The organism is Halomonas denitrificans (assembly GCF_003056305.1).
GTDB classification, from domain to species: domain Bacteria; phylum Pseudomonadota; class Gammaproteobacteria; order Pseudomonadales; family Halomonadaceae; genus Halomonas; species Halomonas denitrificans.
Window position 1 is genome coordinate 583,357 of the sequence record NZ_PYVX01000002.1, and the last position, 26,644, is coordinate 610,000.

A 26,644-nucleotide genomic window follows, 5' to 3' on the forward strand; every position below is an offset into this window, starting at 1 on the left:
CATGACGAGACGACTGCTGATCCGTGCCACCGGCCCGGCACGCCCCGGCCAGCTGGCCGGTCTGGGCAAGGCGCTGGCGACCAGCGGCGCGCGCCTGCTGGATATCAACCAGAGCGTGACCTTCGGCATGCTCTCCCTGGAGGCCCTGGTGGGCCTCGCCCACGAGAGTGACCTGGAGGCGGCGCTCGCCGCGGCGGGCGATGCCCTGGGCCTCGAGGTCCAGGCGTTCCAGGTCAGCGCCGAGGAGTACCAGCGCTGGAGCTGTCAGGCCAGCCAGCCACGGCTGATCCTGACCCTGCTGGCGCCGCACCTGCCCGCCGGGATCCTCGCCGAGGTCGGCGCGCTGACCGCCGAGCATGGCCTGACCGTGGAGCTGATCCACCGCCTCTCTGGGCGCGAGCCGCTGGACGGCGGCGTGCCGGGCGATCACGACGCCATCCAGGGCGCCTGCGTGGAGTGCTGGCTGCGCGGCGAGGAGGTCGACCTCGACGCCCTGCGCGAGAAGGCCCTGGCGCTGGGCGCCATGCACGGGGTGGACATCGCCCTGCAGGAGGACTCGATCTGGCGTCGCCATCGCCGGCTGGTCTGCTTCGACATGGACTCGACCCTGATCCAGACCGAGGTGATCGACGAGCTGGCGCGGCGCCACGGCGTGGGCGACGAGGTGGCGGCGGTCACCGAGCGGGCGATGCGCGGCGAGCTGGACTTCCAGCAGAGCTTCCGCGAGCGCATGGCGAAGCTCAAGGGCCTCGACGAGGCGGTGCTCGCCGAGATCGCCCGGGAACTGCCGCTGATGGACGGCGTCGAGCGGCTGATGCGCCAGCTCAAGCGCCTGGGCTATCGCACGGCAATCCTCTCCGGCGGCTTCACCTACTTCGCCCGCCACCTGCAGGAGACCCTCGGCTTCGACGAGGTGCACGCCAATGAGCTGTTGATCGAGAATGGCAAGGTCACCGGCGAGGTGCGCGAGCCGATCCTCGACGCCGACCGCAAGGCCGAGCTGCTGCGCCAGATCGCCGAGCGCGAGGGGCTTTCCATGGAGCAGACCATCGCCGTGGGCGACGGCGCCAACGACCTGAAGATGCTCGCCGCCGCCGGGCTCGGCATCGCCTTCCGCGCCAAACCGCTGGTGCGCCAGCAGGCCAGCCACTCGATCTCTACCCTGGGGCTCGATGCGGTGCTCTACCTGATCGGCTATCGCCAGGGCGACCTGGAGGAGCCGTCGCGGTGAGCACCACCTTCGAGACCTGGCGGGGCCACTTCGAGCGGCTGCGCGCCCACAAGGCCTTCGAGCTGACGGTCATCACCATCATCATCCTCTCGGCGCTGTTGATCGGGGCCAAGACCTACGAGGAGACCGGGCGTTTCCAGCAGTGGCTGCTGGCGATGGACGTGGCGGTGACGGTGTTCTTCCTGGTGGAGATCCTGATCCGCATGGGCGCGGAGAAGCGCCTGCGCGACTTCTTTCGCCAGGGCTGGAACGTCTTCGACTTCCTGATCGTGACCGCCAGCCTGATCCCCCTGGACGACTCGGAGATGGTGCTGCTGGCACGGCTGCTGCGCATCTTCCGGGTGCTGCGTCTGGTGTCGATGATCCCCGAGCTGCGCTTGCTGATGGCGGCGCTGGTCAAGTCGATCCCGCGGATGGGCTACGTGGCGCTGCTGATGTTCATCATCTTCTACATCTACGCGGCGCTCGGCAGCTTCCTGTTCGCCGAGGTCGACGAAGTCCTGTGGGGCAACATCTCGATCTCCATGCTGACGCTGTTCCGGATCGCCACCTTCGAGGACTGGACGGACGTGATGTATGCCACCCAGGAGCTGCATGCCTGGAGCTGGATCTACTACCTGACCTTCATCTTCCTGACCGCCTTCATCTTCCTCAACATGATGATCGGCATCGTGCTCGACGTGATGCAGAAGGAGAGCGTGCAGATGGAGATCGAGAGCGGGAAGGGCGAGGCCGCGGAGCTGCACGGCCTGCGCCACGACGTGCGCGCGCTGCGCGACCAGCTCGATCGCATGGAGGCGGCCTTGGGGGCGCGGGGAGAGCGGCGCGGAGTTGACAGGCACGGCGAAGACTGATCTTCTAGGGGTCATGAACATGACATCGCGCCACCTCGTTCTCGACCTACGACTACCCCTAGCCCGCCGCTGAGCGCGACGGGCGGTGCAGTCCGCATCGCCGTCGCCTCGCCCGCCGCTAGCGAGCACGTCCCGGTCGAAACGAGGTTGCAGCATGTCCACCATCCGCAGTACCCGCACCATGAACATTGCCGTTGTTGCCATCGCCCACGGGTGCCGCCAGGCATCTCGTCCGTGCGCGACAATGTCTGCCTTCACGACGCCCCGTCCGCCCCTGGCCGACGGGGCGTCGCTGTTTCCGCCCGATCGTTTTTGACGACTCGTTACCGAACACCGCCGCTCACCTGGGAGAACGCCACCATGATGCTCGATAACCCCGCTACCAAGTACCGCCCCTTCGTGGCCGTCGACCTGCCCGACCGCCAGTGGCCCAGCCGGCGCATCGAGACGCCGCCCCAGTGGTGCGCCGTCGACCTGCGCGACGGCAACCAGGCGCTGATCGACCCCATGGACCAGGAGCGCAAGCAGCGTCTCTTCGACCTGCTGGTGAAGATCGGCTTCAAGCAGATCGAGGTGGGCTTCCCCTCGGCCTCCCAGACCGACTTCGACTTCGTGCGCGCCCTGATCGAGGAGGACAAGGTCCCGGACGACGTGCAGATCCAGGTGCTCACCCAGGCGCGGCCGCACCTCATCGATCGCACCTTCGAGTCGCTGAAGGGCGCGAAGAACGCCATCGTCCACGTCTACAACGCCACCGACCCGGTGTTCCGCCGCGTGGTGTTCAACGTCGACAAGCCCGAGTGCATCCAGATCGCCGTGGACGCCACCACCCGGATCCGCGAGCACATGGCGGCGGCACCGGAGACCCACTGGACCTTCCAGTACTCCCCGGAGCTCTTCTCCACCACCGAGATGGACTTCGCCGTGGAGATCGTCGACGCCGTGGAGGCGGCCTTCGGCGCCAGCGTCGAGGCGCCGATGATCGTCAACCTGCCGGCCACCGTGGAGTGCGCGACGCCCAACAACTACGCCGACCAGGTGGAGTGGTTCTGCCGCCACGTCGCCAAGCGCGACCACCTGATCGTCAGCGTGCACCCGCACAACGACCGCGGCACAGGCGTGGCCGCCGCCGAGCTCGCGGTGATGGCCGGCGCCGACCGGGTCGAGGGCTGCCTGTTCGGCAACGGCGAGCGCACCGGCAACGTCGACCTCGTCACCCTGGCGATGAACCTCTACACCCAGGGCGTGCACCCGCGGCTCGACTTCTCCAACATCACGCCGATCATGCGCGAGGTGGAGTACTGCAACCAGCTGCCGGTGCACCCGCGCCACCCCTACGTGGGCGACCTGGTGTTCACCGCCTTCTCCGGCTCCCACCAGGACGCCATCAAGAAGGGCATGGCCGCGCGTCGCGAGGCTCCGAACGACCTCTGGGAGGTGCCCTACCTGCCCATCGATCCGCTGGACGTCGGCCGCAGCTACGAGGCGGTGATCCGCGTCAACAGCCAGTCCGGCAAGGGCGGCATCTCCTACCTGCTCGAGCAGGAGCACGGCATCGAGCTGCCGCGCCGGCTCTCCATCGAGTTCAGCCAGGTGGTCCAGGAGGTCGCCGACCGTCTGGGCAAGGAGATCACCTCGCAGATGATCTACCAGGCCTTCGTCGACGAGTACCTGGAGCAGCACGAGCCCTTCGCCCTGATCAGCCACCGCATGTCCTCGGAGCCGGACAGCCCCACCGTGAGCCTCGAGGCGACCATCGAGGAGCACGGCGAGCGCCGCACCATCCAGGGACAGGGCAATGGACCGCTGGCCGCCTTCGTCAAGGCGCTGGCCGCCGAGGGCCATGACGTCGAGATCATCGACTACCATGAGCACTCCCGCGGCCAGGGCGCCGACGCCGAGGCGATCGCCTACGTGGAGGTGCGCGTCGGCGGCGAGGCGGTGTTCGGCGTGGGCACCGACGAGAGCATCACCAGCGCTTCCATCAAGGGCGTGATGAGCGCGATCAACCGCAAGCTCTCCACCGAGGCGCCGGCGGCCAACGTCACCGCCGAGACGCTGGCCTGATCCGCAGCGGCTGAGCCACTCCCGTCAACGCGCGGCCCCGCCAGTCTCTGGCGGGGCCGCGCTTCTGTAGGTGGCCAGCTCGGGGCGGGGTGCCTGGCGGGGTCCTGGGCTACAGCGGGGTCTTGCTGGCCTCGCCGGGAATCTCCCGGACCAGCCGCGGCATCAGAAAGCCCGGCAGCACCTCGCGCAGCGCCGCGACCAGCGTCCGGGCGTCGTCGTCGTTGACATCGAAGTGGGCGGCGCCGGCCACCGGGTCGAGCACGTGCAGGTAGTAGGGCAGGATGCCCGCCTCGAAGAGCCGCTCGGAGAGCGCGGCCAGGGCGTCGACGTCGTCGTTGATGCCGCGCAGCAGCACGCTCTGGTTGAGCAGGGTCACGCCGGCCTCGCGCAGTCGCCGGCAGGCCGCCACCACCGCCTCGTCGATCTCCTGGGCGTGGTTGATGTGCAGCACCATCACCGTCTGCAGCCGCGTGCCGCCCAGCCAGTCGAGCAGGGCGTCGTCGATGCGATCGGGAATCACCACCGGCAGGCGCGTGTGGATGCGCAGCCGCTTGAGGTGGGGGATGGCCCCCAGGCGCTCCACCAGCCAGGCGAGCCGACGGTCGTTGGCCGCCAGGGGGTCGCCGCCGGAGAGGATCGCCTCGCGGATCGTCGCGTCTTCGCGAAGGTAGTCGAGGCTCGCCTCCCACTGCGCCCGGGAGGGGGCGTTCTCCTCGTAGGGGAAGTGGCGGCGAAAGCAGTAGCGGCAGTTCACCGCGCAGGCGGGGCTCGCGATCAGCAGTACGCGGCCGGCGTACTTGTGGATCAGCCCCTTGGCCGGGGTGTGCTCGGCTTCGGCGAGGGGGTCGGCCACGTAGCCGGGCGTGACCTCGGTCTCCTCGCCGAGCGGCAGCACCTGGCGCAGCAGGGGGTCGGCCGGATCATGGGGGCGGATGCGGGCGAGGTAGGCCTCGGGCACCCGCACCTCGAAGAGCGCATGGCCGCGTTCGGCGCCGCCGTGCCAGGCCTCGTCGAGGCCCAGTCGGCGGCAGAGCTCGCGGGGATCGCGGATCGCCCTTGCCAGCTGGGTCTGCCAGCGCGCCTGCACGGGCAGGGGCTGCGTCGCCGGGGTGGGGCGCTGCAAAAGGGCGCTGCTTCGGGTTATCATGCGGCACACCAGTCAATGCGTACGGGGGCCGGGCCCCCGTGACACTTCATCTGCTTGCGCGAGTCGCCGGCCTCAGCCGGTGGCACGCTCGAATATGGATAAGCGATCATGGCGAACTATTCTACCAACGAATTCAAGGGCGGTCTGAAGGTGATGCTCGACGGCGATCCCTGCAGCATCGTCGAGAACGAGCTCGTCAAGCCGGGCAAGGGTCAGGCCTTCAACCGCGTCAAGCTGCGCAACCTGATGACCGGTCGCGTCCTCGAGCACACCTTCAAGTCCGGCGACTCCCTGGAGTCCGCCGACGTCATGGAACTGGAGATGGAGTACCTCTACACCGACGGTGACATGTGGTACTTCATGAAGACCGACGGCTCCTTCGAGCAGTACGCGGTCGAGAAGCGCGCCCTGGGCGACACCGAGAAGTGGCTCAAGGAGCAGGTGCCCTACACCGTGACCCTGTGGAACGACAACGCCATCAGCGTCACCCCGCCGAACTTCATCGAGCTCGAGGTCACCGAGACCGACCCGGGCCTCAAGGGCGACACTGCCCAGGGCGGCTCCAAGCCCGCGACCCTCTCCTCCGGCGCCGTGGTCCGCGTGCCGCTGTTCATCAACGAGGGCGAGGTGCTGAAGGTCGATACGCGCAGCGGTGAGTACGTCTCCCGCGCGTGAGGCGAGGCCCTTCCTGCGCTCGCTCATACGGCGTTGAATCCCGAGACGGCTTGCTCATTTAGCGCTGCTAAACTCCGCCGCCTTACTCGGGATTCGCCTGGTCTGAGCATCGCTCGGAGAGGGCATAACTTGGGCGACCTGCCCTACAAGGCCACGCTGGTTTCTGGCGTGGCCTTCGTCGTTTCTGGAGGAGTCTTTCATGTCCATCGACTGGCGCCCCAGCGCCGAGATCGCGACGCTGCGCGAGCGCGCAAGGCTGATCGCCGAGGTGCGGGCCTTCTTCGCCGAGCGCGATGTGCTTGAGGTGGAGACCCCGGTGCTCGGCCACGGCGGCAGCACCGAGGTCCACCTGGCCTCCCTCTCGGCGGAGGCGACCACCCCGGCCGGCCGCGAACGGCTGTGGCTGCAGACCTCCCCGGAGTTCGCCATGAAGCGCCTGCTGGCCGCAGGCTCAGGGCCGATCTTCCAGCTGGCGCGCAGCTTTCGCGATGGTGAGGTGGGGCGGCGCCACAATCTCGAGTTCACCATGCTGGAGTGGTACCGCCCGGGCCTCGGCCTCGAGGCGCTGATCGAGGAGACCGCCGCGCTGGTGACGCGGGTACTCGGGCGAGGGGCGGGGGATAAGCCGGGGCCGCTGCGCCGGCGCCGCTACCGCGAGCTCTTCCGCGAGGCGCTGGGCATCGATCCCTTCACGGCGTCCCTGGCGACGCTGCGCCGGCTGGCCGGCGAGCGGGGAGGGCTCTCGATGGATGACAGCGATCGCGACGGCTGTCTGGACCTGCTGATGAGCTTCGTCATCGAGCCGGAACTCGGGCGCGATGGGCTCGATGCCGTGGTCGACTACCCCGCCAGCCAGGCCGCCCTGGCACGTCACCATCGCGACCCCGAGGACGGCGCGTCGGTCGCCTCGCGCTTCGAGCTCTACCTCGACGGGCTCGAGCTCGCCAACGGCTACGACGAGCTCACCGACGCCGCGGAGCAGCGCGCGCGCTTCACCGAGGACAACGCCGCCCGGCGCGCCCTCGGGCTCGCCGAGGTGGCGGTGGACGAGCGCCTGCTGGCGGCCCTGGAGAGCGGGCTGCCCGCCGGCAGCGGCGTGGCGCTGGGGCTCGACCGGCTGATCCAGCTGGCGCTGGGCAAGGCGAGCGTCGCCGAGGTGATGGCCTTCGCCACGCCGCGCTGCTAGTCATTCTTTCAGGCGCTCGTGAGGCCCTCACCGTGTAGGGCTGATCCGTCGACAGGCTGGTGAGGAGGTGCTGTGAACCCTTCCCTGGGCGCTACCGATGCCCTGCTGCGCTCTCGCATCCTGCTCCGCTTGCAGGGCCGGTGCTGGCCATCCATGGCCAGCCCGTTCGGAGCAGTGCTCCTCACCCCTGGCATAGGACCTCCTCTTCGGCCTGTCCCCGGCGCTCCCTCGCTATGAGTATTTAAGCGCTCCCAGCGACTGCCCCATGCGCACCTTCTGCTCGGGCGCCAGGCCGTCGAAGTCCACCGGCTCGGCGAAAGCCATCACCACGGTGGAGCCGAGCTTGAAGCGGCCCATCTCCTCGCCCTTCTCCAGGCGCACCGGGGTGTCGAAGCGGATGCGCTGCACCTCGCCGGAGAGCGGCGTGACCTGTCCCGCCCACACCGTCTCGATGGCGGCGACGATCATCGCGCCCACCAGCACCATCACCATGGGGCCGTGCTCGGTGTCGAAGTGGCACACCAGCCGCTCGTTGCGGGCGAAGAGGTTGGGCACGTGGTGGGTGGTGGCGGCGTTCACCGAGAAGAGGCGCCCCGGCACGTAGACCATCGAGGTCAGGGTGCCGCCGATGGGCATGTGCACCCGGTGGTAGTCGCTCGGCGAGAGGTAGACGGTGGCGAAGCTGCCGCCCAGGTAGCGCCGGGCCGCCTCGCCGTCGCCGCCAAGCAGCTCCATGGCCGAGAAGCGGTGGCCCTTGGCCTGCATCAGCTGGCCGGCCTCGATGGGCCCGAACTGGGAGAGGGTGCCGTCGGCCGGGGAGACCACGCCCTCGCCGAGCGGGCGGGCGTCCTCCTCCAGGGCGCGGGTGAAGAAGTCATTGAAGGTTGCGTAGGCCGTCGGGTCGGACTCGGCGGCCTCGTCCATGTCGACCTCGAACTGGCGGATGAAGGCCCGGATGAGGGCGTTCTTCAGCCAGGGCACGCGGCAGTCGGCGAGCCGGCCCACCAGCCGCGAGAGCAGGTGGTGGGGCAGGGGATACTGGATCAGGGCGAAGAGTCGGGCGAGAGACAAGGGCGGTCGTCCATCAGGAGGGTGGGAAGAGGCGGCCACGCCCGGGCGTGGCCGTCGAAGCGGGCGTTCAGGTCTCGATGGGGGTGTCGTCGCGGTTGCCCCACTCCTGCCAGGAGCCGGCGTAGGCGCGGATCTTCTCGAAGCCCAGCGCGCGGCCCACGAGCCAGGTGAAGCCGCTGCGGTGGTGGCTCTGGCAGTGGGTGACCACCTCCATGTCCGGCGTGATGCCGATGGCCTCGAGCTCGGTGATGAGCTCGGCGTAGTCGCGCAGGCGCAGCCCGTGCTCGGCGTCCATGGCCTGGGTCCATTCCATGTTGACCGCCCCGGGCATGTGGCCCAGGCGACGGTTGTTGCCCTTCTCGCCGTCGTACTCGGCTCGCGAGCGGGCGTCCCAGATGGCGAAGCCCTTGTCGCCCAGGCGCTCCTCGAGCTCGAGGCGATCGATGGCGACCTCGGGATGGAGGAGCTCGGCCTGGTAGTCGCTGGGCGCGGGCGTGCGGGTCTCGGTGGAGAGGGGGAGACCGGCCTCGCGCCAGGCGTGGAGGCCGCCGTTGAGGTAGGAGTAGCGGGTGTGGCCGATCAGCTCCAGGGTCCACAGCAGGCGACCGGCCCAGCCGCCGCCCTCGTCGTCGTAGGCCACCACGTGGGTGTCGCGGGTCAGGCCGAGGGACGAGAAGAGCCGCGACAGCGCCTCGGGCGAGGGCACCTCGTTGGGCACCTCGCCCTCGCCGGCCAGCAGCCGCCGATGATCGAGGAAGAGGGCGCCGGGCACGTGGCCTGCATCATGGCTCTCGGCCCGGGCGGGGACGTCGATGATCAACAGCGACGGCTCGTCGAGCCGGGCGGCCAGCTGGTCGGGCTCGATGATCAGCGGGAGCAGGTTGTCTTCGGAACTCATGGCACACTCTCCTTAAATTCGGCTCCTTGAGGTAGGCTCCGCGATGCGGGCACCCGCGCCTCAGAATAGTCGCCCGGCGCTCGCTCCTGTCAGTTCGTCTCGAGGCTCTCGACGATACGGCGGTAGCTGGCGAAACGCTCGGGGTGGATCTCGCCCCGCTCCACGGCGGCGAGCAGGGCGCAGCCCGGCTCCTGGCGGTGGCGGCAGTCGCGAAAGCGACAGCGCCCCAGCACCTCGCGAAACTCGATGAAGCCCTCGGTGACCTGCTGCTCGTCCAGGTGGGTCAGGCCGAACTCGCGGATCCCGGGGGAGTCGATCAGCTCGCCGCGCCCGTCCTCTGGCAATGCCCCGTCATCCGGGGCGGGCAGGGCGTAGAGCCGCGCGGTGGTGGTGGTGTGGCGGCCCTTTCGGGAGTCCTCGGAGAGCGCGCCGATGCGCAGTTCCTCATCCGGGAGCAGACGGTCGATGAGCGACGACTTGCCCACGCCGCTCTGGCCGACGAATACCGAGGTGCGCCCCGCCAGCCGCGCGAAGAGCGCCGAGAGCCCGCCCTCGCGCTCGGTGGTGGTGGTGACCACCGGGTAGCCCAGCGCCTCGTAGCGGGCCAGCAGCCCGCGCAGCTCGCCGCCGTGCTCCGGCAGCAGGTCGATCTTGTTGAGCACCAGTACCGGGGCGATGCCGGTGGCCTCGGCGGCCACCAGGTAGCGGTCGATCAGGTTGGCGTGGGGCGCGGGCTCCACCGCGAAGACGATCAGGATCTGGTCGATGTTGGCGGCCACCGGCTTCAGCTGGCCGCGGGGGTCGGGGCGCTCCAGCACGTTTTCGCGCTCGCCCCGGGCCACCACCACGCCGTCGCGGGCGTCGTGAGCGGCGCGCCAGATCACCCGATCGCCGGTGACCAGACCCTCGAGGTTGGCGCGCAGGTGGCAGCGCACGGCCTCGCCGCCCGCGTCGGGGCGTACGTCCAGGGTGCGGCCGAAGTGGGCGATCACGCGGCCGTTCTGCTCCGGCCCGTACTCGCCGGCGGCCAGCTTGTCGCTGTCCTTGGCGTCGCGCCGATCGGCGCGGCGGGCGCGCTCGGCCTGGACCTTCTCGATGCGCCAGCGCTGCTGGCGGCTCAACTTGCGTTTGCTCATGGGGGCCCGAAGCTCGCTACAATAGGGCGCATTGTACTCACCCAAGGCGCCCGCTGTCGTCAGCCGGCGCCCCCAAGGATGCCCCATGACCGAGCACGCCACGCCCGCCAACGCCGATGCGCGCCGCCAGCGCCTGATCTGGATCGACCTGGAGATGACCGGACTCGACCCGAACCGCGAGCGCATCATCGAGATCGCCACCCTGGTCACCGACGCCGACCTCAACACGGTCGCCGAGGGCCCGGTGATCGCGGTGCACCAGCCCGACGCGCTGCTGGACGCCATGGACGAGTGGAACACCCGGACCCACGGCGCCTCGGGACTGGTGCAGCGGGTCAAGGAGAGCCGGATCGACACCGCCGAGGCCGAGCGGCGCACCCTCGAGTTCCTCGCCGCCCACGTCGAGGCCGGCGCCTCGCCGATGTGCGGCAACAGCATCCACCAGGATCGCCGCTTCCTGGAGCGCGAGATGCCCGAACTGCTGGCCTTCTTCCACTACCGCAACCTCGACGTCTCCACCCTCAAGGAGCTCGCCAAGCGCTGGAACCCGGGCGCCCTGGCGGGCTTTCAGAAGCGCAACGTGCATCTCGCCATGGACGATATCCGCGAGTCCATCGCCGAGCTCGCCCACTATCGCACCACCTTCCTCAAGACGGCCGACGAGCGCGACGACGAGGAGGAGTGACGCCGCCGACGGCGGTGAACACGCCCTGCCGACTCCCCCGGACGCCGCCCGGCGGCGTCCCTGACCCCCGAAGCGAGGCCCCATGTTCCTGCTAGCCGCGTTCGCGATCCTCTCCATCGGCGTCTCCTTCGTCTGCTCGCTGCTCGAGGCGGCGCTGCTCTCCATGACGCCGAGCTACGTGGCCGGGCTGCGCGAGACCCGGCCCGAGCTGCACCGCCGCCTGGCCCACCTCAAGCAGAACATCGACCAGCCGCTGGCCGCCATCCTGACCCTCAACACCATCGCCCACACCGTGGGGGCCACCGGCGTGGGGGCCCAGGTCACGGTGGTGTTCGGCGAGGCCTGGCTCGGCATCGCCTCGGCGGTGATGACGCTGCTGATCCTGTTCGTCTCCGAGATCATCCCCAAGACCATCGGCGCCACCTACTGGCGCCAGCTGGCGGGAAGCCTGGTCAAGGTGCTGGGGGCGATGGTGTGGGCGATGAAGCCGTTCATCTGGCTCTCCGAGGTGATCACCCGGCGCATCGGCCGCCATGAGCACGACACCGACATGCGCGGCGAGATCAAGGCGCTGGCGCAGATCGGCCTGGAGGAGCGCGCCCTGGACGCCGACGAGGTGCGGGTCATCACCAACATCATCAACCTGCACGAGATCGGGGTGAAGGAGGTGATGACCCCGCGTACGGTCTCGGTGACCGTCAAGCCGCAGATGAGCGTGGCGGAGTTCGACGAGCAGCTCGGGCGCTCGGCCTTCACCCGCTTTCCGGTGATGGACGGCGGCGAGCAGGCGCTGGGCTACGTGCACAAGGCCGATACCTACCACGCCGCGCCGGAGACGACCCTCAAGTCGCTGATGCACCCGGTGCGCAGCGTCCAGGTGGACGACAACGTCGAGCACCTCTTCGCGGTCATGCTGCGCGACCGGCAGCACCTCTGCGTGGTCTACGACGAGCTCGGGACCTGGGTCGGGCTGGTCACCCTGGAGGACGTGCTCGAGGCGATCCTCGGCCAGGACATCGTCGACGAGACCGACAACGTGGCCAACCTGCGCAAGTACGCGCGCCAGCGCTGGACCAAGCGGCTGCGGCGAGGCACGGAGGCCGGCGGGGAGGCGAGTTAGCCGGCGCTGACGATGCGCGCCTCGCGCTTCGCGCGCTGGCGCGCCAGTGCCCAGCGCACGTGTTCGCGGACCAAATCGGAGGGATAGGCCAGCCGCGCCATCAGCGCTGCCTCCACGGCCTCGCTACAGGGCGCGTTGCCGAGCCCCACGGCAAGGTTGCGCAGCCAGCGCTCGTAGCCGATGCGCCGGATCGGGTTGCCGGCGGTCTTCTCCAGGAACTCCTCCTCGCTCCAGGCGAACAGCGAGACCAGGCTCGCCCGGTCCAGGTCGTGGCGGGGGGCGAAGTCGGGCTCCCGGCTGACCCTGGCGAAGCGGGTGAAGGGGCAGACCAGCTGACAGTCGTCGCAGCCGAACACCCGGTTGCCCATGGCCTCGCGGTAGCGCTCCGGGATGGCGCCGAAGAGCTCGATGGTGAGGTAGGAGATGCAGGCCCGGGCGTCGACCACCCTGTCCTCGACGATCGCGCCGGTGGGGCAGGCGGTGCGACAGGCGCTGCAGCTGCCGCAGTGGTCGGTCTCGAAGGGCGCGTCCACCGGCAGCGGCAGGTCGGTATAGAGCTCGCCGAGGAAGAACAGCGAGCCGGCCTTCGGGTTGAGCAGCATGGCGTTCTTGCCGAACCAGCCGAGGCCTGCCTTGCGCGCCAGGGCGCGCTCCATCACCGGGGCGGAGTCGACGAAGGCGCGATAGCCGAAGGCGCCGACCTCGCCCTCGATCCACTTGGCCAGCGTCGCCAGCCGCTTGCGCATCAGCTTGTGGTAGTCGCGCCCGGTGGCGTAGCGGGAGACGTAGGCCAGCGATGGACGCCCCAGCACCTTGGTGGTCTCCACCTCGGCGGGCAGGTAGTCCAGGCGCACGCTGATCACCCGCCGGGTGCCGGGCACCAACTCCGCCGGGCGAGTGCGCTTGGTGCCGTGCTTGGCCATGAAGCCCATCTCGCCGTGGTGGCCGGCGGCCAGCCAGGCCTCGAGGTGGGCCTCGTCCTCGGCCAGGTCGACGTCGGTGATGCCCAGCTGCTGGAAGCCGAGCTCGCGGCCCCAGGTCTTGATCCTCTCGGCGAGGGCGGCCATGTCGGGGGCGTCACCGGCGGGGGACACTGGGCTCATGATCGAGAAAACACCATGCAGAACGGCCCCGCGGCTTGGCGTGGGGCGCAGAGAATTTACACTCGGTATGGTAAAGCATCCCGACCCAGGAGGCACCGCATGACCCGGGCAGACGAACCCCATCCCCCGTTGCTGCGTCCCCTCTATCGCGCCGAGCAGGTGCGCGAGCTCGACCGGCGCACCATCGAGGGGGGCATCGCGGGCTTCGCCCTGATGCAGCGCGCGGCGGCGGCCGCCTGGCAGGCGCTGCGGGCGCGCTGGCCCGAGGCACGCTCGCTCACCGTGCTGTGCGGCGGCGGCAACAACGGCGGCGACGGCCACGTGCTGGCGGCGCTGGCCGCCGCCGAGGGGCTCGCCGTGCAGCGCCTGCTGCTCAAGCCGGTCGATGCGCTGACCGGCGACGCCCGGCGTGCCGCTGACATGGCCGCGGCGGCCGGGGTGGCCGCCGAGGCCTGGCAGGCGGGGCTGCCCCTCGAGGGGGACGTCGTGGTCGACGCCCTGCTCGGCACGGGGCTCGGCGGCGAGGTGCGCGGGGCGGCCCGCGAGGCGATCGAGGCGGTCAACCAAAGCGGCCGACCGGTGCTGGCCATCGACATCCCCTCGGGGCTTCATGCCGACACCGGGGCGGTGCTCGGCGCCGCGGTGCGGGCGACGCGTACCGTGACCTTCATCGCCGACAAGCTCGGGCTCTACACCGGAGCGGCCCCGGCGCATGTCGGCGAGGCGGTGCTCTGCGCGCTCGGCGTGGACGCGGAGGCCGAGGGCGATCTCGCTCCCGCCGCCCGCCGCCTGGAGGCCGGGCTGATCGCGGCCCGACTGCCGCCCCGGGCGCGCGATGCCCACAAGGGCGACTGCGGCCACGCCCTGGTGCTCGGCGGGGCCCCGGGCTTCGGCGGGGCGGCGCTGCTCGCCGCCGAGGCCTGCGCGCGGCTGGGCGCCGGCAAGGTGAGCCTCGCCACCGCGCCCGAGCACGTCACCGCGAGTCTGGTGCGCCGCCCCGAGGTGATGGTTCACGGCGTGCGTGGCGCCGGCGATCTCGGCGTGCTGCCGGCGGGCGCCGACGTGCTGGTGGTCGGGCCGGGCCTTGGGCAGGGCAGCTGGGGGCAGGGCATGCTGCAGGCGGCCCTCGCGGCGTCGCGGCCGCTGGTGGTGGATGCCGACGGCCTCAACCTGCTGGCCACGCGGTTCGCGGGGCAGCGGCGCGACGACTGGATTCTCACCCCGCACCCCGGCGAGGCGGCGCGCCTGCTCGGCTGCGCCGCCGGCGAGGTGGAGGCCGACCGGCCCGCCGCGGCTCGGGCGCTGCAGCGCCGCTACGGCGGGGTGGTGGTGCTCAAGGGCGCCGGCACCCTGGTGGCCGGGCCCGAGAGGCTCGCCGTCTGCCCCCACGGCAACCCGGGCATGGCCAGCGGCGGCATGGGCGATGCGCTCTCCGGCATCCTCGGCGCGCTGCTGGCCCAGGGGCTCGACCTCGAGGCGGCGGCCCGGGTGGGCGTGCTGGTGCATGCCCTGGCCGCCGACCGGGCGGCCCGCGAGGGCGGCGAGCGTGGCCTGCTGGCCGGCGATCTGGCATCCTGTGCGCGAATTCTGGTCAACCCGACGATGGGCGAGAACGATGCTGCTGCGACTCGATGACGAAGACCGCCAGGTCGCCTTCGGCGCCTGCCTGGGGCGGGCCCTCGAGGGCCATGGTCGCGTGCACCTGACCGGCGAGCTGGGCGCCGGCAAGACGACCCTGACCCGCGGCATCCTGCGCGCCTATGGCCACGCCGGCGCGGTCAAGAGCCCGACCTACACCCTGGTGGAGCCCTACGCCCTCGACGGCGTGCTGGTGCACCACTTCGACCTCTATCGCCTGGGCGACCCCGAGGAGCTCGAGTTCATCGGCGGTCGCGACCTGCTCGCCGAGGACGCGCTCTGCGTGATCGAGTGGCCGGAGCGCGGCGAGGGCTGGCTGCCCGCGCCGGACCTGGAGGTTCGCCTGCGCCTGGCCGACACGGGCCGCGAGGCTCTCCTCGCGGCGCGCAGCGCCCACGGCCGCGCGGTGCTTGAGCGGCTGGCGGGCATGTCCGAGCTGTCGCGCGAGCTCATCGACAGGGAAGGCAGCGCGGCGTCATGAGGCCCAGGATACCCGCAAGGCGGCTGCTGACCGGCCTCGGCCTGCTGGGGCTCGGCCTCTCCGCTGGCCTGGCCGCCAGCCTGGCCCAGGCCGCCAGCGTCGATAACCTGCGCCTCTGGGCGGCCCCCGACCATGCGCGCCTGGTCTTCGACCTCTCCTCGCCGGCCGAGGCCAACGTCTTCAGCCTCGACAACCCGCGCCGCCTGGTGATCGACCTCGACGACAGCCGGCTCAACGCCCGCGTCGACGCCCTGGACCTAGAGGGCAGCGCCATCAGTACCGTGCGCACCGGCGTTCGCGACGGCAACGGCCTGCGGGTGGTACTCGAACTCGAGAGGGAGATCGAGCCGCGCCACTTCACCCTGGCCCCCAACGATCAGTACGGCCATCGCCTGGTGGTCGACCTGGAGTACCCCGGCGAGAGCGCCGTGGAGGATCCCATCGACCCCATCGAGGCGATGATCCGTGAGCAGGAGATCGCCGCCCAGCGCGCCCGCAGCGAGGCCGTGGTCGAGGGCAGGAACCCGGCCGAGGTCGCCGCGCCCGACGTGATGGAGCCCGCCGCGCCCCATCCCCGGCGCGACATCATCATCGCCGTGGACGCCGGCCACGGCGGCGAGGACCCCGGGGCGATCGGCCCCTCGGGCACCCGCGAGAAGGACATCGTGCTGGAGATGGCCAAGCGCCTCGCCCGCCTGGTCAACGCCACCGAGGGCTTCCGCGCGGTGATGATCCGCGACGGCGACTACTACGTCGGGCTGCGCCAGCGCACCCGTATCGCCCGGGAGCAGAAGGCCGACTTCTTCGTCTCGATCCACGCCGACGCCTTCAACAGCCCGCGGCCCAACGGCAGCTCCGTCTACGCGCTCTCCCAGCGCGGCGCCACCTCCGAGACCGCCCAGTGGCTGGCCGCCAGCGAGAACGAGGCCGACCTGATCGGCGGCGTCGACGGCAACCTGTCGCTGGACGACAAGGACGAGGTGCTGCGCGGCGTGCTGCTCGACCTGACCATGACCGCGACCCTCAACGACTCCCTGACCATCGGCGGCCAGGTGCTGGATCGCATGGGCCGGGTCAATCGGCTGCACAAGTCGCGGGTGGAGCAGGCCGGCTTCGTGGTGCTCAAGTCGCCGGACATCCCCTCGCTGCTGGTCGAGACCGGCTTCATCTCCAACCCGGACGAGGAGCGCCGGCTGCGCGACGGGGCCTACCAGCAGAGGATGATGGACGCCGTCTTCGGCGGCATCCGCAACCACTTCCAGCGCAACCCGCCGCCGGCCAGCCTGCTGGCCTGGCAGCGCGACAACGGTCGCAGCACCGCGAGCAACGAGTACCGCATCCAGCCCGGCGACACCCTGTCGGAGATCGCCGCCCGCCACGGCGTGCCGGTGGCCCAGATCCGCCAGGTCAACGAACTCAACGGCGACGTGATCCGGGTCGGGCAGGTGCTGCGCATTCCCCGTTCTTGATCCCGACCCGCCTGACCAAGCCCCGGAGCGACATGCCTGAGCAACGACACATCCAGATCCTCGACCCCCGCCTGGCCAACCAGATCGCCGCCGGCGAGGTGGTCGAGCGTCCCGCCTCGGTGGTCAAGGAGCTGGTCGAGAACGCCATCGATGCCGGCAGCACCCGCGTCGAGGTCGAGCTCGAGAGCGGCGGCGCCCGGCTGATCCGGGTGCGCGACGACGGCAGCGGCATCGGCGAGGAGGATCTGCCGCTGGCGCTGTCGCGCCACGCCACCAGCAAGATCCTCTCCCTCGAGGAGCTCGAGGGGGTGGCGAGCCTTGGCTTTCGCGGCGAGGCGCTGGCCTCCATCAGCTCGGTCTCGCGCCTGGAGCTCACCTCCAACGTGAACGAGGACCCCCGCGGCGGCTGGCGCGTGGTCGCCGAGGGGCGCCGCATGGAGCCCCGCGTCACCCCGGCGCCGCACCCCCGCGGCACCTCGGTGACGGTGCGCGACCTGTTCTTCAACACCCCGGCGCGGCGCAAGTTCCTGCGCACCGAGAAGACCGAGTTCGGCCACGTCGAGGAGGCCTTCCGGCGCCAGGCGCTGTCGCGCTTCGACATCGGCTGGGTGCTGCGCCACAACCAGAAGACGCTCCACCAGCTGCCGCCGGGCGACGACCCGGTCACCCGGGAGCGGCGCCTCGGCGCCCTGCTCGGCAAGGGCTTCCTGGAGAACGCCCTGCACCTGGACCTCGAGGTCGGCGGCCTGCGGCTGTGGGGCTGGGTCGGCCTGCCCACCCACTCCCGGGCCCAGGCCGACCAGCAGTACTTCTTCGTCAACGGCCGCGTGGTGCGCGACCGCCTGGTGGCCCACGCCATCCGCCAGGCCTACCGCGACGTGCTCTTCCACGGCCGCCATCCCGTGTTCGTGCTCTATCTGGAGGTCGACCCGCGGGTGGTGGACGTCAACGTCCATCCCACCAAGCACGAGGTTCGCTTCCGCGACGGGCGCATGGTCCACGACTTCCTGTTCTCGAGCCTGCACCGGGCGCTGGCCGAGGCGCGCCCCGGCGAGCGTGACGAGGCGCACGGCGAACAGGCGGAGCAGGATGCCGAGTCCGCGACGGCCGGGGGCGTGCGCGAGGCCGCGCCGGCCTGGCAGCAGCAGCCCATGGCGCTGCCCGGCCACGGCGCCGGCAGTGGCGATGGCCGCGGCGACGGCCGCGAGGGCGTGACCCCCGACCGGGTGCGGGCCTTCATGGAGGGCTACCGGGCGCTGCATCCCGAGCACGAGGAGACCCTGTTGACCCCGCAGCCCGCCGCGCCGGCCCCCGGCGGCCGTGCCGCCGGGGTGGCCCTCGACGAGCGCCGCGCCGCCCGGGGGGAGGGCGTGGCGCGCCCGGCGATGCCCGAGGAGGACGCCACCCGGGCGCCGCCGCTCGGCTACGCCGTGGCCCAGCTGCACGGCGTCTACATCCTCTCCCAGACCGAGCGGGGCCTGGTGGTGGTGGACATGCACGCCGCCCACGAGCGCATCGTCTACGAGCGCATGAAGGCGCAGGTGCACGGCGAGGCCGGCGACGGGGCCGGCCTGCAGGCGCAGCCGCTGCTGGTGCCGGTGTCGCTCGCCGCGACTCCCGCCGAGGTGGCCACCGCCGAGGCCGAGCGGGAGGCCTTCTCGCGCCTCGGCGTGGAGCTCGACGCCGCCGGCCCCGAGACCCTGCTGGTGCGCCAGGTGCCGGCGCTGCTGGCCGACGCCGACGTGGAGCCGCTGGTGCGCGACATGCTCGCCGACCTAGAGCGCTACGGGCGCTCCGATCGGGTCGAGGCGCGCATCAACGAGCTGCTGGCGACCATGGCCTGCCACGGCAGCGTGCGGGCCAACCGCCAGCTCGGCCTCGAGGAGATGAACGCCCTGCTGCGCGACATGGAGCGCACCGAGCGCAGCGGCCAGTGCAACCACGGCCGCCCCACCTGGACCGAGATGAGCATGAAGGAACTCGACCGACTCTTCTTGAGGGGGCAGTAGGTATCATGGTCGCCCTCGTGTCGAGAAGCGCCGGTGGCCGGCCCCAGAGGAGGTCCTACGCCAGGGAGGGCGTCGGTAGCGCCCAGGGAGGGGTTTACAGCGCCTCCTTAGGGGGCGGCCGCGAGGCAAGCTTCTCCACACCACCTCAAGAGAATGCCTGAGAATTCCATGCCAGACGCTCGTCCCCCCGCCATCCTGCTGATGGGCCCCACCGCCGCCGGCAAGACCGACCTCGCCATCGAGCTCCACGAGCGGCTCGGCTGCGAGCTGATCAGCGTCGACTCGGCGATGGTCTATCGTGGCCTCGACGTCGGCAGCGCCAAGCCCGAACTCGAGGAGCTGGCCCGTGCGCCGCACCGGCTGATCGACCTGCGCGACCCGGCCGAGCCATACTCGGCGGCCGATTTTCGCGAGGACGCGCTGCGCGAGATGGCCGCCATTACCGCCGCCGGCCGGGTGCCGCTGCTGGTCGGCGGCACCATGATGTACTTCAAGCGCCTGCTCGAGGGCGTGGCCAACCTGCCGGCCGCCGACCCGGCGGTGCGCGCCGAGCTCGAGCGCCAGGTGGCCGAGCAGGGCCTTTCCTCCCTGCACGAGGAGCTCGCCCGGGTCGATCCGGTTTCGGCGGCGCGCATCCACCCCAACGATCCCCAGCGCCTGACCCGGGCGCTCGAGGTGCACCGCCTGGCGGGGCGCTCGCTCAGCGAATTGTGGGATGAGCAGCGCCAGGAAACCTTTCCCTTTCGCACGTTGTCGATAGGCCTCGCGCCGGCCGATCGCGGCGTGCTGCACGAGCGCATCGCCCGGCGCTTCCGGGCCATGCTCGACGCCGGGCTGATCGACGAGGTGGCCGTGCTGAAGGGGCGGGGCGATCTCGCGCCCTCGCTGCCGTCGATGAAGAGCGTGGGCTACCGTCAGGTGTGGTCCTACCTCGACGGCGAGATCGACCGCGACGAGCTCGAGCGGCTCGGCATCATCGCGACGCGTCAGCTGGCCAAGCGCCAGCTGACCTGGATGCGCAGCTGGCCGGGGCTCCACTGGGTCGACAGCCTGGGCCCCGACCCGCTGGGCGAGGTGCTGAAACTGGTGCGCGAATTCGGCACTTAGCGTAAGATGGCGCTCTCGGTGGCCGGGTAGACAGGCCCCTCAGGGCATACGGCGTCGCCCCTGGCCGGAGCGACCATGACCGACATAACATCAACCCCCAGAGACACTTCAGGGAGAGCAACATGTCCAAAGGGCAGTCCCTTCAAGACCCGTACCTGAACATCCTGCGCAAGGAGCGCATTCCGGTATCGATTTTCCTGGTCAACGGCATCAAGCTGCAGGGGCAGATCGAGTCCTTCGATCAGTTCGTCATCCTGCTGCGCAACACGGTCAGCCAGATGGTCTACAAGCATGCGATTTCCACCGTGGTGCCGTCGCGCAACGTGCGCCTGCCGGCCCCGGATGCCGGCGCACCGTCGGACACTGATGCGTGAGGTACTGATTGTTTTTTGAACGCCCCGACGCCGGTGAGACGGCGGTCCTCGTCCATGTGGACTTCCAGGACGAGCAGGAGCGCGAGGACGCGGGAGAGTTTCTCGAGCTGGTGCGCTCGGCCGGCGCCGAGCCGGCCACGCTGCTGACCGGCAGCCGCAAGCGCCCCGACTCGCGCACCTTCCTGGGTTCGGGCAAGCTCGAGGAGCTGCGCGAGGCGAAGGCCGTGCACAAGGCCGAGCTGGTGATCTTCAACCACGCGCTCAGCCCCTCCCAGGAGCGTAACCTCGAGCGCGAACTCAAGTGCCGGGTGATCGATCGCACCGGCCTGATCCTCGATATCTTCGCCCAGCGTGCCCGGACCCACGAGGGCAAGCTGCAGGTGGAGCTGGCCCAGCTCGAGTACATGTCGACGCGCCTGGTGCGCGGCTGGACCCACCTGGAGCGCCAGAAGGGCGGCATCGGCCTGCGCGGGCCGGGCGAGACCCAGCTCGAGACCGACCGCCGCCTGCTGCGGGCGCGCATCAAGGCGATCCACAAGCGGCTCGACAAGGTGCGCAGCCAGCGCAGCCAGAACCGTCGGGCCCGCTCCCGGGCCGAGATCCCCAGCGTCTCGCTGGTCGGCTACACCAACGCCGGCAAGTCCACGCTCTTCAACGCCCTGACCACCGCCGAGGTCTATGCGGCCGACCAGCTCTTCGCTACCCTCGACCCGACGCTTCGGCGTGTGGAGATCGAGGACGTCGGTCCGGTGGTGCTCGCCGACACCGTGGGCTTCATCCGTCACCTGCCCCACAAGCTGGTCGAGGCCTTCCGTGCGACCCTGCAGGAGGCCGCGGAGGCGAGCCTGCTGGTCCACGTGATCGATGCCGCCGACCCCGACCGCGAGCTCAACGTCGCCCAGGTCGAGGCGGTGCTCGAGGAGATCGGGGCTCGCGACCTGCCGACGCTCAAGGTGATGAACAAGATCGACCTGCTCGACAGCGCCCCGCGCATCGAGCGCGACGGCGAGGGCCGGCCCGAGGTGGTCTGGGTCTCGGCCCAGGAGGGCAAGGGGCTCGCGCTGCTGGAGCAGGCGCTCTCCGAGTGCCTGGCCGACGACATCATCGACTTCGAGCTGGCCCTGGCCCCCGAGCAGGGCAAGCTGCGCGCCGGCCTGCACGAGCTGAATGCGGTGCGCGAGGAGCGCTTCGACGAGGCGGGCCACAGCCTGCTGACGGTGCGCCTGCCGCGGCGCGACTTCCTGCAGCTGATGGCGCGCCTGGGTGAGCGCGCCGACGACTACCTGCCGGCGACCCTGCAGGAGAAGCCGGTCTGGGAGGCGTAGGACGAGCGGGGCAGGACGCCTCGCCGCGACCACAACATCACAACAGGGACGCCGGGCACGGCCGGGCGGCACCCGAAGGATCGCAACGGACGCCCGTCACCGGCTGTCTTGGCGACGGGACGCAACGCAGAGTGGAGACGACGAATGGCCTGGAATGAGCCTGGTGGTGGCAACCAGCACGACCCCTGGAGCGGTGGTGGTCGTGGTGGCAACGGCGGCGGCAAGGGCGGCGGCAATCAGGGGCCGCCCGACCTCGACGAGGCCCTGAAGAAGTTTCAGGACAAGCTCAACAACATGCTGGGCGGTCGCGGCGGCAAGCGCGGCGGGGCCGGGGGCAAGGGCGGCGGCGGCAAGCCGCGCAACGCCTTCACCCTGCCGGGCCTGCTGATCGTGGTGGCACTGGCCATCTGGGCGGCCTCGGGTTTCTACCTGGTCGACCAGTCCGAGCGCGGCGTGGTGCTGCGCTTCGGCAAGTTCCAGGAAGTGGTCACCCCGGGCCTGCAGTGGAACCCGCCGCTGATCGACGACGTGCGCATGGTCAACGTGACCCGCGTGCGCTCGCTGACCCAGACCCAGTCGATGCTGACCCAGGACGAGAACATCGTCTCGGTCGAGATCTCGGCCCAGTACCAGGTCGCCGATCCCCGTTCCTACGTGCTCAACGTGCGCAATCCCGAGCTCAGCCTCGAGAACGCCCTGGACAGCGCGCTGCGCCACGTGGTCGGCGGTACCGACATGATCGATATCCTGACCTCCGGGCGTGAGATCCTCGGCAGCTCCGTGAACAGCCGGCTGCAGTCGTATCTCGATAGTTACGGCACCGGCATCCTGCTGCAGACCCTCAACGTGGAGTCCACCGCGCCGCCCGATCCGGTGCAGGACGCCTTCGACGACGTCATCCGTGCCCGCGAGGATCGTCAGCGCACCATCAACCAGGCACTCGCCTACGCCAACGCCGTGATCCCGGCGGCCCAGGGCCAGGCCCAGCGCCTGGTCGAGCAGGGCCAGGGCTATCGCGAGTCGGTGGTCGCCGAGGCAGAGGGTCAGGCCAGCCGCTTCAACGCCATCCTGACCGAGTACCGCCAGGCCCCCGACATCATGCGCGAGCGTCTCTACCTCGACGCCATGTCCGAGGTGTACGGCGAGACCGCGAAGGTGATGGTCGACGTGGCCGAGAACAGCCCGCTGATGGTGCTGCCCCTCGAGCGCCTCTCCGGCGCCGGCAGCTCCGGCGCCAGCGCCCAGGGCAGCGATGACGGCCTGGACCCCCGGGTCCTCGAGCGCCTCGGCAGCCAGTCGTCGAGCAGCAACAGCAGCAGCAGTAACAGCAGCAACAGCAACGGCATCCGCAGGGAGGGGCGTTAATGATGATCAATAATCGATCCCTGCTCGTCGTGGGCGGCCTGGCCGCCATCGCCTGGCTGGCCAGCAACAGCCTCTACGTGGTGGACGAGACCGAGCGTGCGGTGAAGCTGCGCTTCGGCGAGATCATCGAGGAGGACATCCAGCCCGGGCTGCACGTCAAGGTGCCGATCACCCAGACCGTGCGCACCTTCGATACCCGGGTGCTGACCCTGGATACCGATCCGAGTCGCTACCTGACCCTCGAGCAGAAGGCGGTGATCGTCGACTCCTACGTCCAGTGGCAGGTGATCAACCCCACCCGCTACTACGAGGCGACCTCCGGCGACGAGCTGCAGGCGGTACGCCTGATCCAGCCGCGCGTCGACGAGAGCCTGCGTAACGAGTTCGGTCGCCTGAACCTGCAGCAGATCATCTCCGAGAAGCGCGATGACCTGATGAGCGGGCCCACCAACGACCTCAACGCGCTGATGCGCGACGAGCTCGGCGTGGCGATCCTCGATATCCGCGTCAAGCGCATCGACCTGCCGCCGGACGTCTCCTCGGCGGTCTACGACCGCATGCGCTCCGAGCGTGAGCGCCAGGCCCGCGAGTGGCGTGCCCAGGGTCAGGAGGAATCCGAGCGGATCCGCGCCAACGCCGATCGCCGGCGCCAGGTGCTGCTCGCCCAGGCCCGGGCGCGCTCCGAGACGCTGCGCGGTGAGGGCGATGCCGAGGCCGCGGCGATCTTCTCCGAGGCCTACGGCAAGGACGAGGAGTTCTTCAGCTTCTGGCGCAGCCTCGATGCCTATCGCCAGAGCTTCGAGGCCGACGGCAACATGCTGGTGCTGGACCCCTCCAGCGACTTCTTCCAGTACCTGAAGAGTCCGGCCGCGACGGACCAGTGAACCGCTCGGCGGGCGGTGCGCCGCCCGCCGGTCGGGGTTCAACCGGCCTGCAAACGTGATAGAATCCTCGAACCGGGCGTGGCCCGGTTTTTTTGTGGCCTCACCCCGGCGCCCCACTCGCCGATCCGCCTCGCGCGACCCGGGAATCGCCGAAGGCCCACCATCGTCTAGCAGGATGAACGACATGACCATCGCTGACCGCTGGCTGCTCCCCGACGGCATGGACGAGGTACTGCCGCCCCAGGCCAGTCGCATGGAGGAGCTGCGCCGAGCGCTGCTCGACCTCTATCACCGCTGGGGCTACGATCAGGTGATGCCGCCCCCCGTGGAGTTTCTGGATTCCCTGCTGACCGGCACCGGGACCGACCTCGATCTGCAGACCTTCAAGCTCACCGATCAGCTGACCGGGCGCATGATGGGCGTCAGCGCCGACGTCACCCCCCAGGTGGCGCGCATGGATGCCCACTCCCTGCGTCGCCAGGGGCCGGTGCGGCTCTGCTACTGCACCAACGTGCTGCGCGCCAAGGCCGACCAGTACCAGGGCGGTCGCAGCCCGGTGCAGGTCGGCGTGGAGCTGTTCGGTCATGCCGGCCTCGAGGCCGACCTGGAGATTCTGCGCCTGGCGCTGGCCAGCCTCGAGACGGCCGGCGCCACGGAGATCCACTTGGCGCTCGGTCACATCGGCATCTACCGCAGCCTGGTCGAGGCCGCCGGCCTCGACGCCGACCAGGAGCGGGCGCTGTTCGACGCCCTGGCGCTGAAGTCGCCTGGCGAGCTCGCGGCACGGGTCGAGGAGAGCGTGAAGGATCCGGGACTGGCGGCGATGTTCCTGGCCCTCGGGGACCTTCACGGTGGGCGCGAGGTGCTGGACGCGGCCCGTGAGGCCTTCGAGGAGGCACCGCAGCCCGTGGGGGCCGCCCTGGAGCAGCTGCGGGCATTGGTCGACGGCGTGCTCGCCGAGTACCCGGGGATCGAGCCCTACTTCGACCTGGCCGAACTGCGCGGCTATCAGTACCACACCGGCATGATGTTCGCCGCCTACGTGCCGCACTACGGCCAGGCGCTGGCCAAGGGCGGGCGCTACGACGATACCGGCCGGGCCTTCGGCCGCGCCCGGCCGGCCACCGGCTTCTCGATGGACCTCAAGCTGCTGGCCACCCTGGCCCCCGGCGAGCCCGCGCCCGACGGCATCTGGGCCCCGGCCGAGGGGGAGGGGCTGGCCGACGCCCTGCAGGCGCTGCGTCAGCAGGGCGAGCGGGTCGTCCAGGCGCTGCCCGGGCAGCGCACGGGTCCGGCGGAGCACCGCTGCGACCGCCAGCTGGAGCGTATCGACGGTCGCTGGGAGCCACGCTTCCTCGAGACCCAACAGGACCGCGCCTGACGGCCAGCGGTCAATGACCTCGGCCCTGGGCCTTTTCAAGGGCGCGGTGCCGCAACGAGAGACGAGAGCACAATGGGCAAGAATGTAGTCGTACTGGGCACCCAGTGGGGTGACGAAGGCAAGGGCAAGGTGGTCGACCTGCTCACCGAATCCGCCTCCGCGGTGGTGCGCTTCCAGGGCGGTCACAACGCCGGCCACACCCTGGTGATCGACGGCGAGAAGACCGTGCTGCACCTGATCCCCTCCGGGATCCTGCGTGAGGACAAGCTCTGCGTGATCGGCAACGGCGTGGTGCTGTCGCCCGAGGCGCTGATGAAGGAGATCCGCGAGCTCGAGGAGAAGGGCGTGCCGGTGCGCGAGCGCCTGCGCCTGTCGCCCTCCTGCCCGCTGATCCTGCCCTACCACGTGCGCCTGGACCAGGCCCGTGAGAAGGATCGCGGCATCGCCAAGATCGGCACCACCGGGCGCGGCATCGGCCCGGCTTACGAGGACAAGGTGGCGCGTCGCGGCCTGCGCCTGGGCGACATGCTGCACCGCGAGCGCTTCGCCTCCAAGCTCGGCGAGGTGCTGCAGTACCACAACTTCGTGCTCAAGGAGTACCACCGCGAGGAGCCGGTGGACTTCCAGCAGGTCTTCGACGAGGCGATGGCAATGGCCGAGGAGCTGCGCCCGATGGTCTGCGACGCCGTCTCGCTGGTCCACGACATGCGCCGCGCCGGCGAGAACATCCTCTTCGAGGGTGCTCAGGGCTCGCTGCTCGACATCGACCACGGCACCTACCCCTACGTGACCAGCTCCAACACCACCGCCGGCGGCACCGCCACCGGCTCCGGCGTGGGACCGCTGTATCTCGACTACGTGCTGGGCATCACCAAGGCCTACACCACCCGCGTCGGCTCCGGTCCCTTCCCGACCGAGCTGTTCGACGACCATGGCCGCCACCTGGCCGAGAAGGGCCACGAGTTCGGCGCCACCACCGGCCGCGCGCGCCGCTGCGGCTGGTTCGATGCCGTGGCGCTGCGTCACGCGGTGCAGATCAACTCCGTCTCCGGCATCTGCCTGACCAAGCTCGACGTGCTCGACGGCCTGGAGAACATCCGCGTCTGCGTGGGCTATCGCAGCAAGGATGGCGAGGTGCTCGACACCCCCGTGGACTCCGAGGGCTACGAGGCCATCGAGCCGGTCTACGAGGACCTGCCGGGCTGGAGCGAGTCGACCCTGGGCGTCAAGCGCGTCGAGGACCTGCCGGCCAACGCCCGCGCCTACATCAGCTTCCTTGAGGAGAAGGTGGGCACCTCCATCGACATCATCTCCACCGGCCCGGATCGCAACGAGACCATCGTGCTGCGCAATCCGTTCGGCGGCTGATCGCGCCACCGTCCACCGGAATGCAGAAGGCCGGCCCCCAGGGGCCGGCCTTCTGCGTTGGAGGCGCCGG

At 70.3% G+C, this 26,644-nt stretch carries 23 protein-coding genes; 18 read left to right on the forward strand and 5 right to left on the reverse strand.

Annotated elements, in window-relative coordinates:
- The first annotated feature begins 1 nt into the window (after position 1).
- The 3 genes from serB (at position 2) to leuA (ending at position 4,152) form a co-directional block, all read left to right on the forward strand.
- Positions 2-1,231 carry a phosphoserine phosphatase SerB gene (gene serB / locus C9F13_RS08825; protein WP_108445857.1) on the forward strand — a complete coding sequence of 410 codons (1,230 nt, stop codon included), beginning with the start codon at positions 2-4 and terminating at the stop codon, positions 1,229-1,231.
- Positions 1,228-2,085, forward strand: a complete 858-nt coding sequence (locus C9F13_RS08830; RefSeq protein WP_108445858.1) for an ion transporter — start codon at positions 1,228-1,230, stop codon at positions 2,083-2,085. The genes serB and C9F13_RS08830 overlap by 4 nt, the downstream gene beginning before the upstream one ends.
- Before the next feature lie 360 nt (positions 2,086-2,445).
- On the forward strand, positions 2,446-4,152 hold the full coding sequence (gene leuA, locus C9F13_RS08835) for a 2-isopropylmalate synthase (RefSeq protein WP_108445859.1): 1,707 nt from the start codon (positions 2,446-2,448) through the stop codon (positions 4,150-4,152).
- 109 nt (positions 4,153-4,261) lie between these two features.
- On the opposite strand, the gene epmB is transcribed toward leuA, so the two are convergent.
- Positions 4,262-5,299 (reverse strand): EF-P beta-lysylation protein EpmB, encoded by a 1,038-nt coding sequence (gene epmB, locus C9F13_RS08840; protein ID WP_108445860.1) that lies wholly within the window; start codon positions 5,297-5,299, stop codon positions 4,262-4,264.
- Positions 5,300-5,407: 108 nt separating this feature from the next.
- Here epmB and efp point away from each other — a divergent pair, with 108 nt between their 5' ends.
- Both efp and epmA read left to right on the forward strand, forming a co-directional pair.
- Entirely contained in the window at positions 5,408-5,974 is a 567-nt protein-coding gene (gene efp, locus C9F13_RS08845; protein ID WP_108445861.1) for an elongation factor P, read from the forward strand.
- Positions 5,975-6,173: 199 nt separating this feature from the next.
- Positions 6,174-7,160 (forward strand): EF-P lysine aminoacylase EpmA, encoded by a 987-nt coding sequence (gene epmA / locus C9F13_RS08850; protein ID WP_108445862.1) that lies wholly within the window; start codon positions 6,174-6,176, stop codon positions 7,158-7,160.
- A 231-nt stretch (positions 7,161-7,391) separates the two neighbouring features.
- Here epmA and asd read toward each other — a convergent pair whose 3' ends face one another.
- From asd to rsgA, 3 genes are all read right to left on the reverse strand, one after another.
- Entirely contained in the window at positions 7,392-8,231 is an 840-nt protein-coding gene (gene asd, locus C9F13_RS08855) for an archaetidylserine decarboxylase (protein ID WP_108445863.1), read from the reverse strand.
- A gap of 67 nt (positions 8,232-8,298) precedes the next feature.
- Positions 8,299-9,129: a sulfurtransferase gene (locus tag C9F13_RS08860; protein WP_108445864.1), complete on the reverse strand. Its 831-nt coding sequence runs from the start codon at positions 9,127-9,129 to the stop codon at positions 8,299-8,301.
- Between the two features lie 89 nt (positions 9,130-9,218).
- Positions 9,219-10,265, reverse strand: a complete 1,047-nt coding sequence (gene rsgA / locus C9F13_RS08865) for a small ribosomal subunit biogenesis GTPase RsgA (protein ID WP_108445865.1) — start codon at positions 10,263-10,265, stop codon at positions 9,219-9,221.
- A gap of 85 nt (positions 10,266-10,350) precedes the next feature.
- On the opposite strand from rsgA, the gene orn reads away from it, so the two are divergent.
- Together orn and C9F13_RS08875 are read left to right on the forward strand one after the other, a co-directional pair.
- Positions 10,351-10,950 (forward strand): oligoribonuclease, encoded by a 600-nt coding sequence (gene orn / locus C9F13_RS08870; RefSeq protein WP_108445866.1) that lies wholly within the window; start codon positions 10,351-10,353, stop codon positions 10,948-10,950.
- Positions 10,951-11,032: 82 nt separating this feature from the next.
- Positions 11,033-12,070, forward strand: coding sequence for a CNNM domain-containing protein (locus tag C9F13_RS08875; RefSeq protein ID WP_108445867.1), 1,038 nt, complete (start codon positions 11,033-11,035; stop codon positions 12,068-12,070).
- On the opposite strand, the gene queG is transcribed toward C9F13_RS08875, so the two are convergent.
- Positions 12,067-13,173 carry a tRNA epoxyqueuosine(34) reductase QueG gene (gene queG / locus C9F13_RS08880; protein ID WP_108445868.1) on the reverse strand — a complete coding sequence of 369 codons (1,107 nt, stop codon included), beginning with the start codon at positions 13,171-13,173 and terminating at the stop codon, positions 12,067-12,069. The genes C9F13_RS08875 and queG overlap by 4 nt on opposite strands.
- A 99-nt stretch (positions 13,174-13,272) precedes the next feature.
- Here queG and C9F13_RS08885 point away from each other — a divergent pair, with 99 nt between their 5' ends.
- From C9F13_RS08885 to C9F13_RS08935, 11 genes are all read left to right on the forward strand, one after another.
- Positions 13,273-14,808 (forward strand): NAD(P)H-hydrate dehydratase, encoded by a 1,536-nt coding sequence (locus C9F13_RS08885; protein ID WP_108445869.1) that lies wholly within the window; start codon positions 13,273-13,275, stop codon positions 14,806-14,808.
- Complete coding sequence (gene tsaE, locus C9F13_RS08890) at positions 14,789-15,292, forward strand: tRNA (adenosine(37)-N6)-threonylcarbamoyltransferase complex ATPase subunit type 1 TsaE (RefSeq protein WP_108445870.1); 504 nt, start codon at positions 14,789-14,791, stop codon at positions 15,290-15,292. Before C9F13_RS08885 ends, tsaE begins: the two co-directional genes overlap by 20 nt.
- Entirely contained in the window at positions 15,289-16,761 is a 1,473-nt protein-coding gene (locus C9F13_RS08895; protein WP_108445871.1) for an N-acetylmuramoyl-L-alanine amidase, read from the forward strand. The genes tsaE and C9F13_RS08895 overlap by 4 nt, the downstream gene beginning before the upstream one ends.
- Positions 16,762-16,793: 32 nt before the next feature.
- Positions 16,794-18,770 (forward strand): DNA mismatch repair endonuclease MutL, encoded by a 1,977-nt coding sequence (gene mutL / locus C9F13_RS08900; protein WP_108445872.1) that lies wholly within the window; start codon positions 16,794-16,796, stop codon positions 18,768-18,770.
- A 168-nt stretch (positions 18,771-18,938) separates the two neighbouring features.
- A complete protein-coding gene (gene miaA, locus C9F13_RS08905; RefSeq protein ID WP_108445873.1) occupies positions 18,939-19,877 on the forward strand; it encodes a tRNA (adenosine(37)-N6)-dimethylallyltransferase MiaA in 939 nt (312 codons plus the stop codon).
- 122 nt (positions 19,878-19,999) lie between these two features.
- Positions 20,000-20,251 (forward strand): RNA chaperone Hfq, encoded by a 252-nt coding sequence (hfq, locus tag C9F13_RS08910; RefSeq protein WP_089847152.1) that lies wholly within the window; start codon positions 20,000-20,002, stop codon positions 20,249-20,251.
- 8 nt (positions 20,252-20,259) lie between these two features.
- Positions 20,260-21,576 carry a ribosome rescue GTPase HflX gene (gene hflX, locus C9F13_RS08915; protein WP_108445874.1) on the forward strand — a complete coding sequence of 439 codons (1,317 nt, stop codon included), beginning with the start codon at positions 20,260-20,262 and terminating at the stop codon, positions 21,574-21,576.
- A gap of 144 nt (positions 21,577-21,720) precedes the next feature.
- The gene (hflK, locus tag C9F13_RS08920) at positions 21,721-22,941 is read left to right on the forward strand and encodes an FtsH protease activity modulator HflK (RefSeq protein ID WP_108445875.1); all 1,221 of its coding nucleotides are present in this window, start codon (positions 21,721-21,723) and stop codon (positions 22,939-22,941) included.
- A 2-nt stretch (positions 22,942-22,943) separates the two neighbouring features.
- Positions 22,944-23,825 (forward strand): protease modulator HflC, encoded by an 882-nt coding sequence (gene hflC / locus C9F13_RS08925; RefSeq protein WP_108446002.1) that lies wholly within the window; start codon positions 22,944-22,946, stop codon positions 23,823-23,825.
- Positions 23,826-24,009: 184 nt separating this feature from the next.
- Positions 24,010-25,206: an ATP phosphoribosyltransferase regulatory subunit gene (locus C9F13_RS08930; RefSeq protein ID WP_108445876.1), complete on the forward strand. Its 1,197-nt coding sequence runs from the start codon at positions 24,010-24,012 to the stop codon at positions 25,204-25,206.
- Between the two features lie 72 nt (positions 25,207-25,278).
- Positions 25,279-26,574 carry an adenylosuccinate synthase gene (locus tag C9F13_RS08935; protein ID WP_108445877.1) on the forward strand — a complete coding sequence of 432 codons (1,296 nt, stop codon included), beginning with the start codon at positions 25,279-25,281 and terminating at the stop codon, positions 26,572-26,574.
- Positions 26,575-26,644 lie beyond the last annotated feature (70 nt).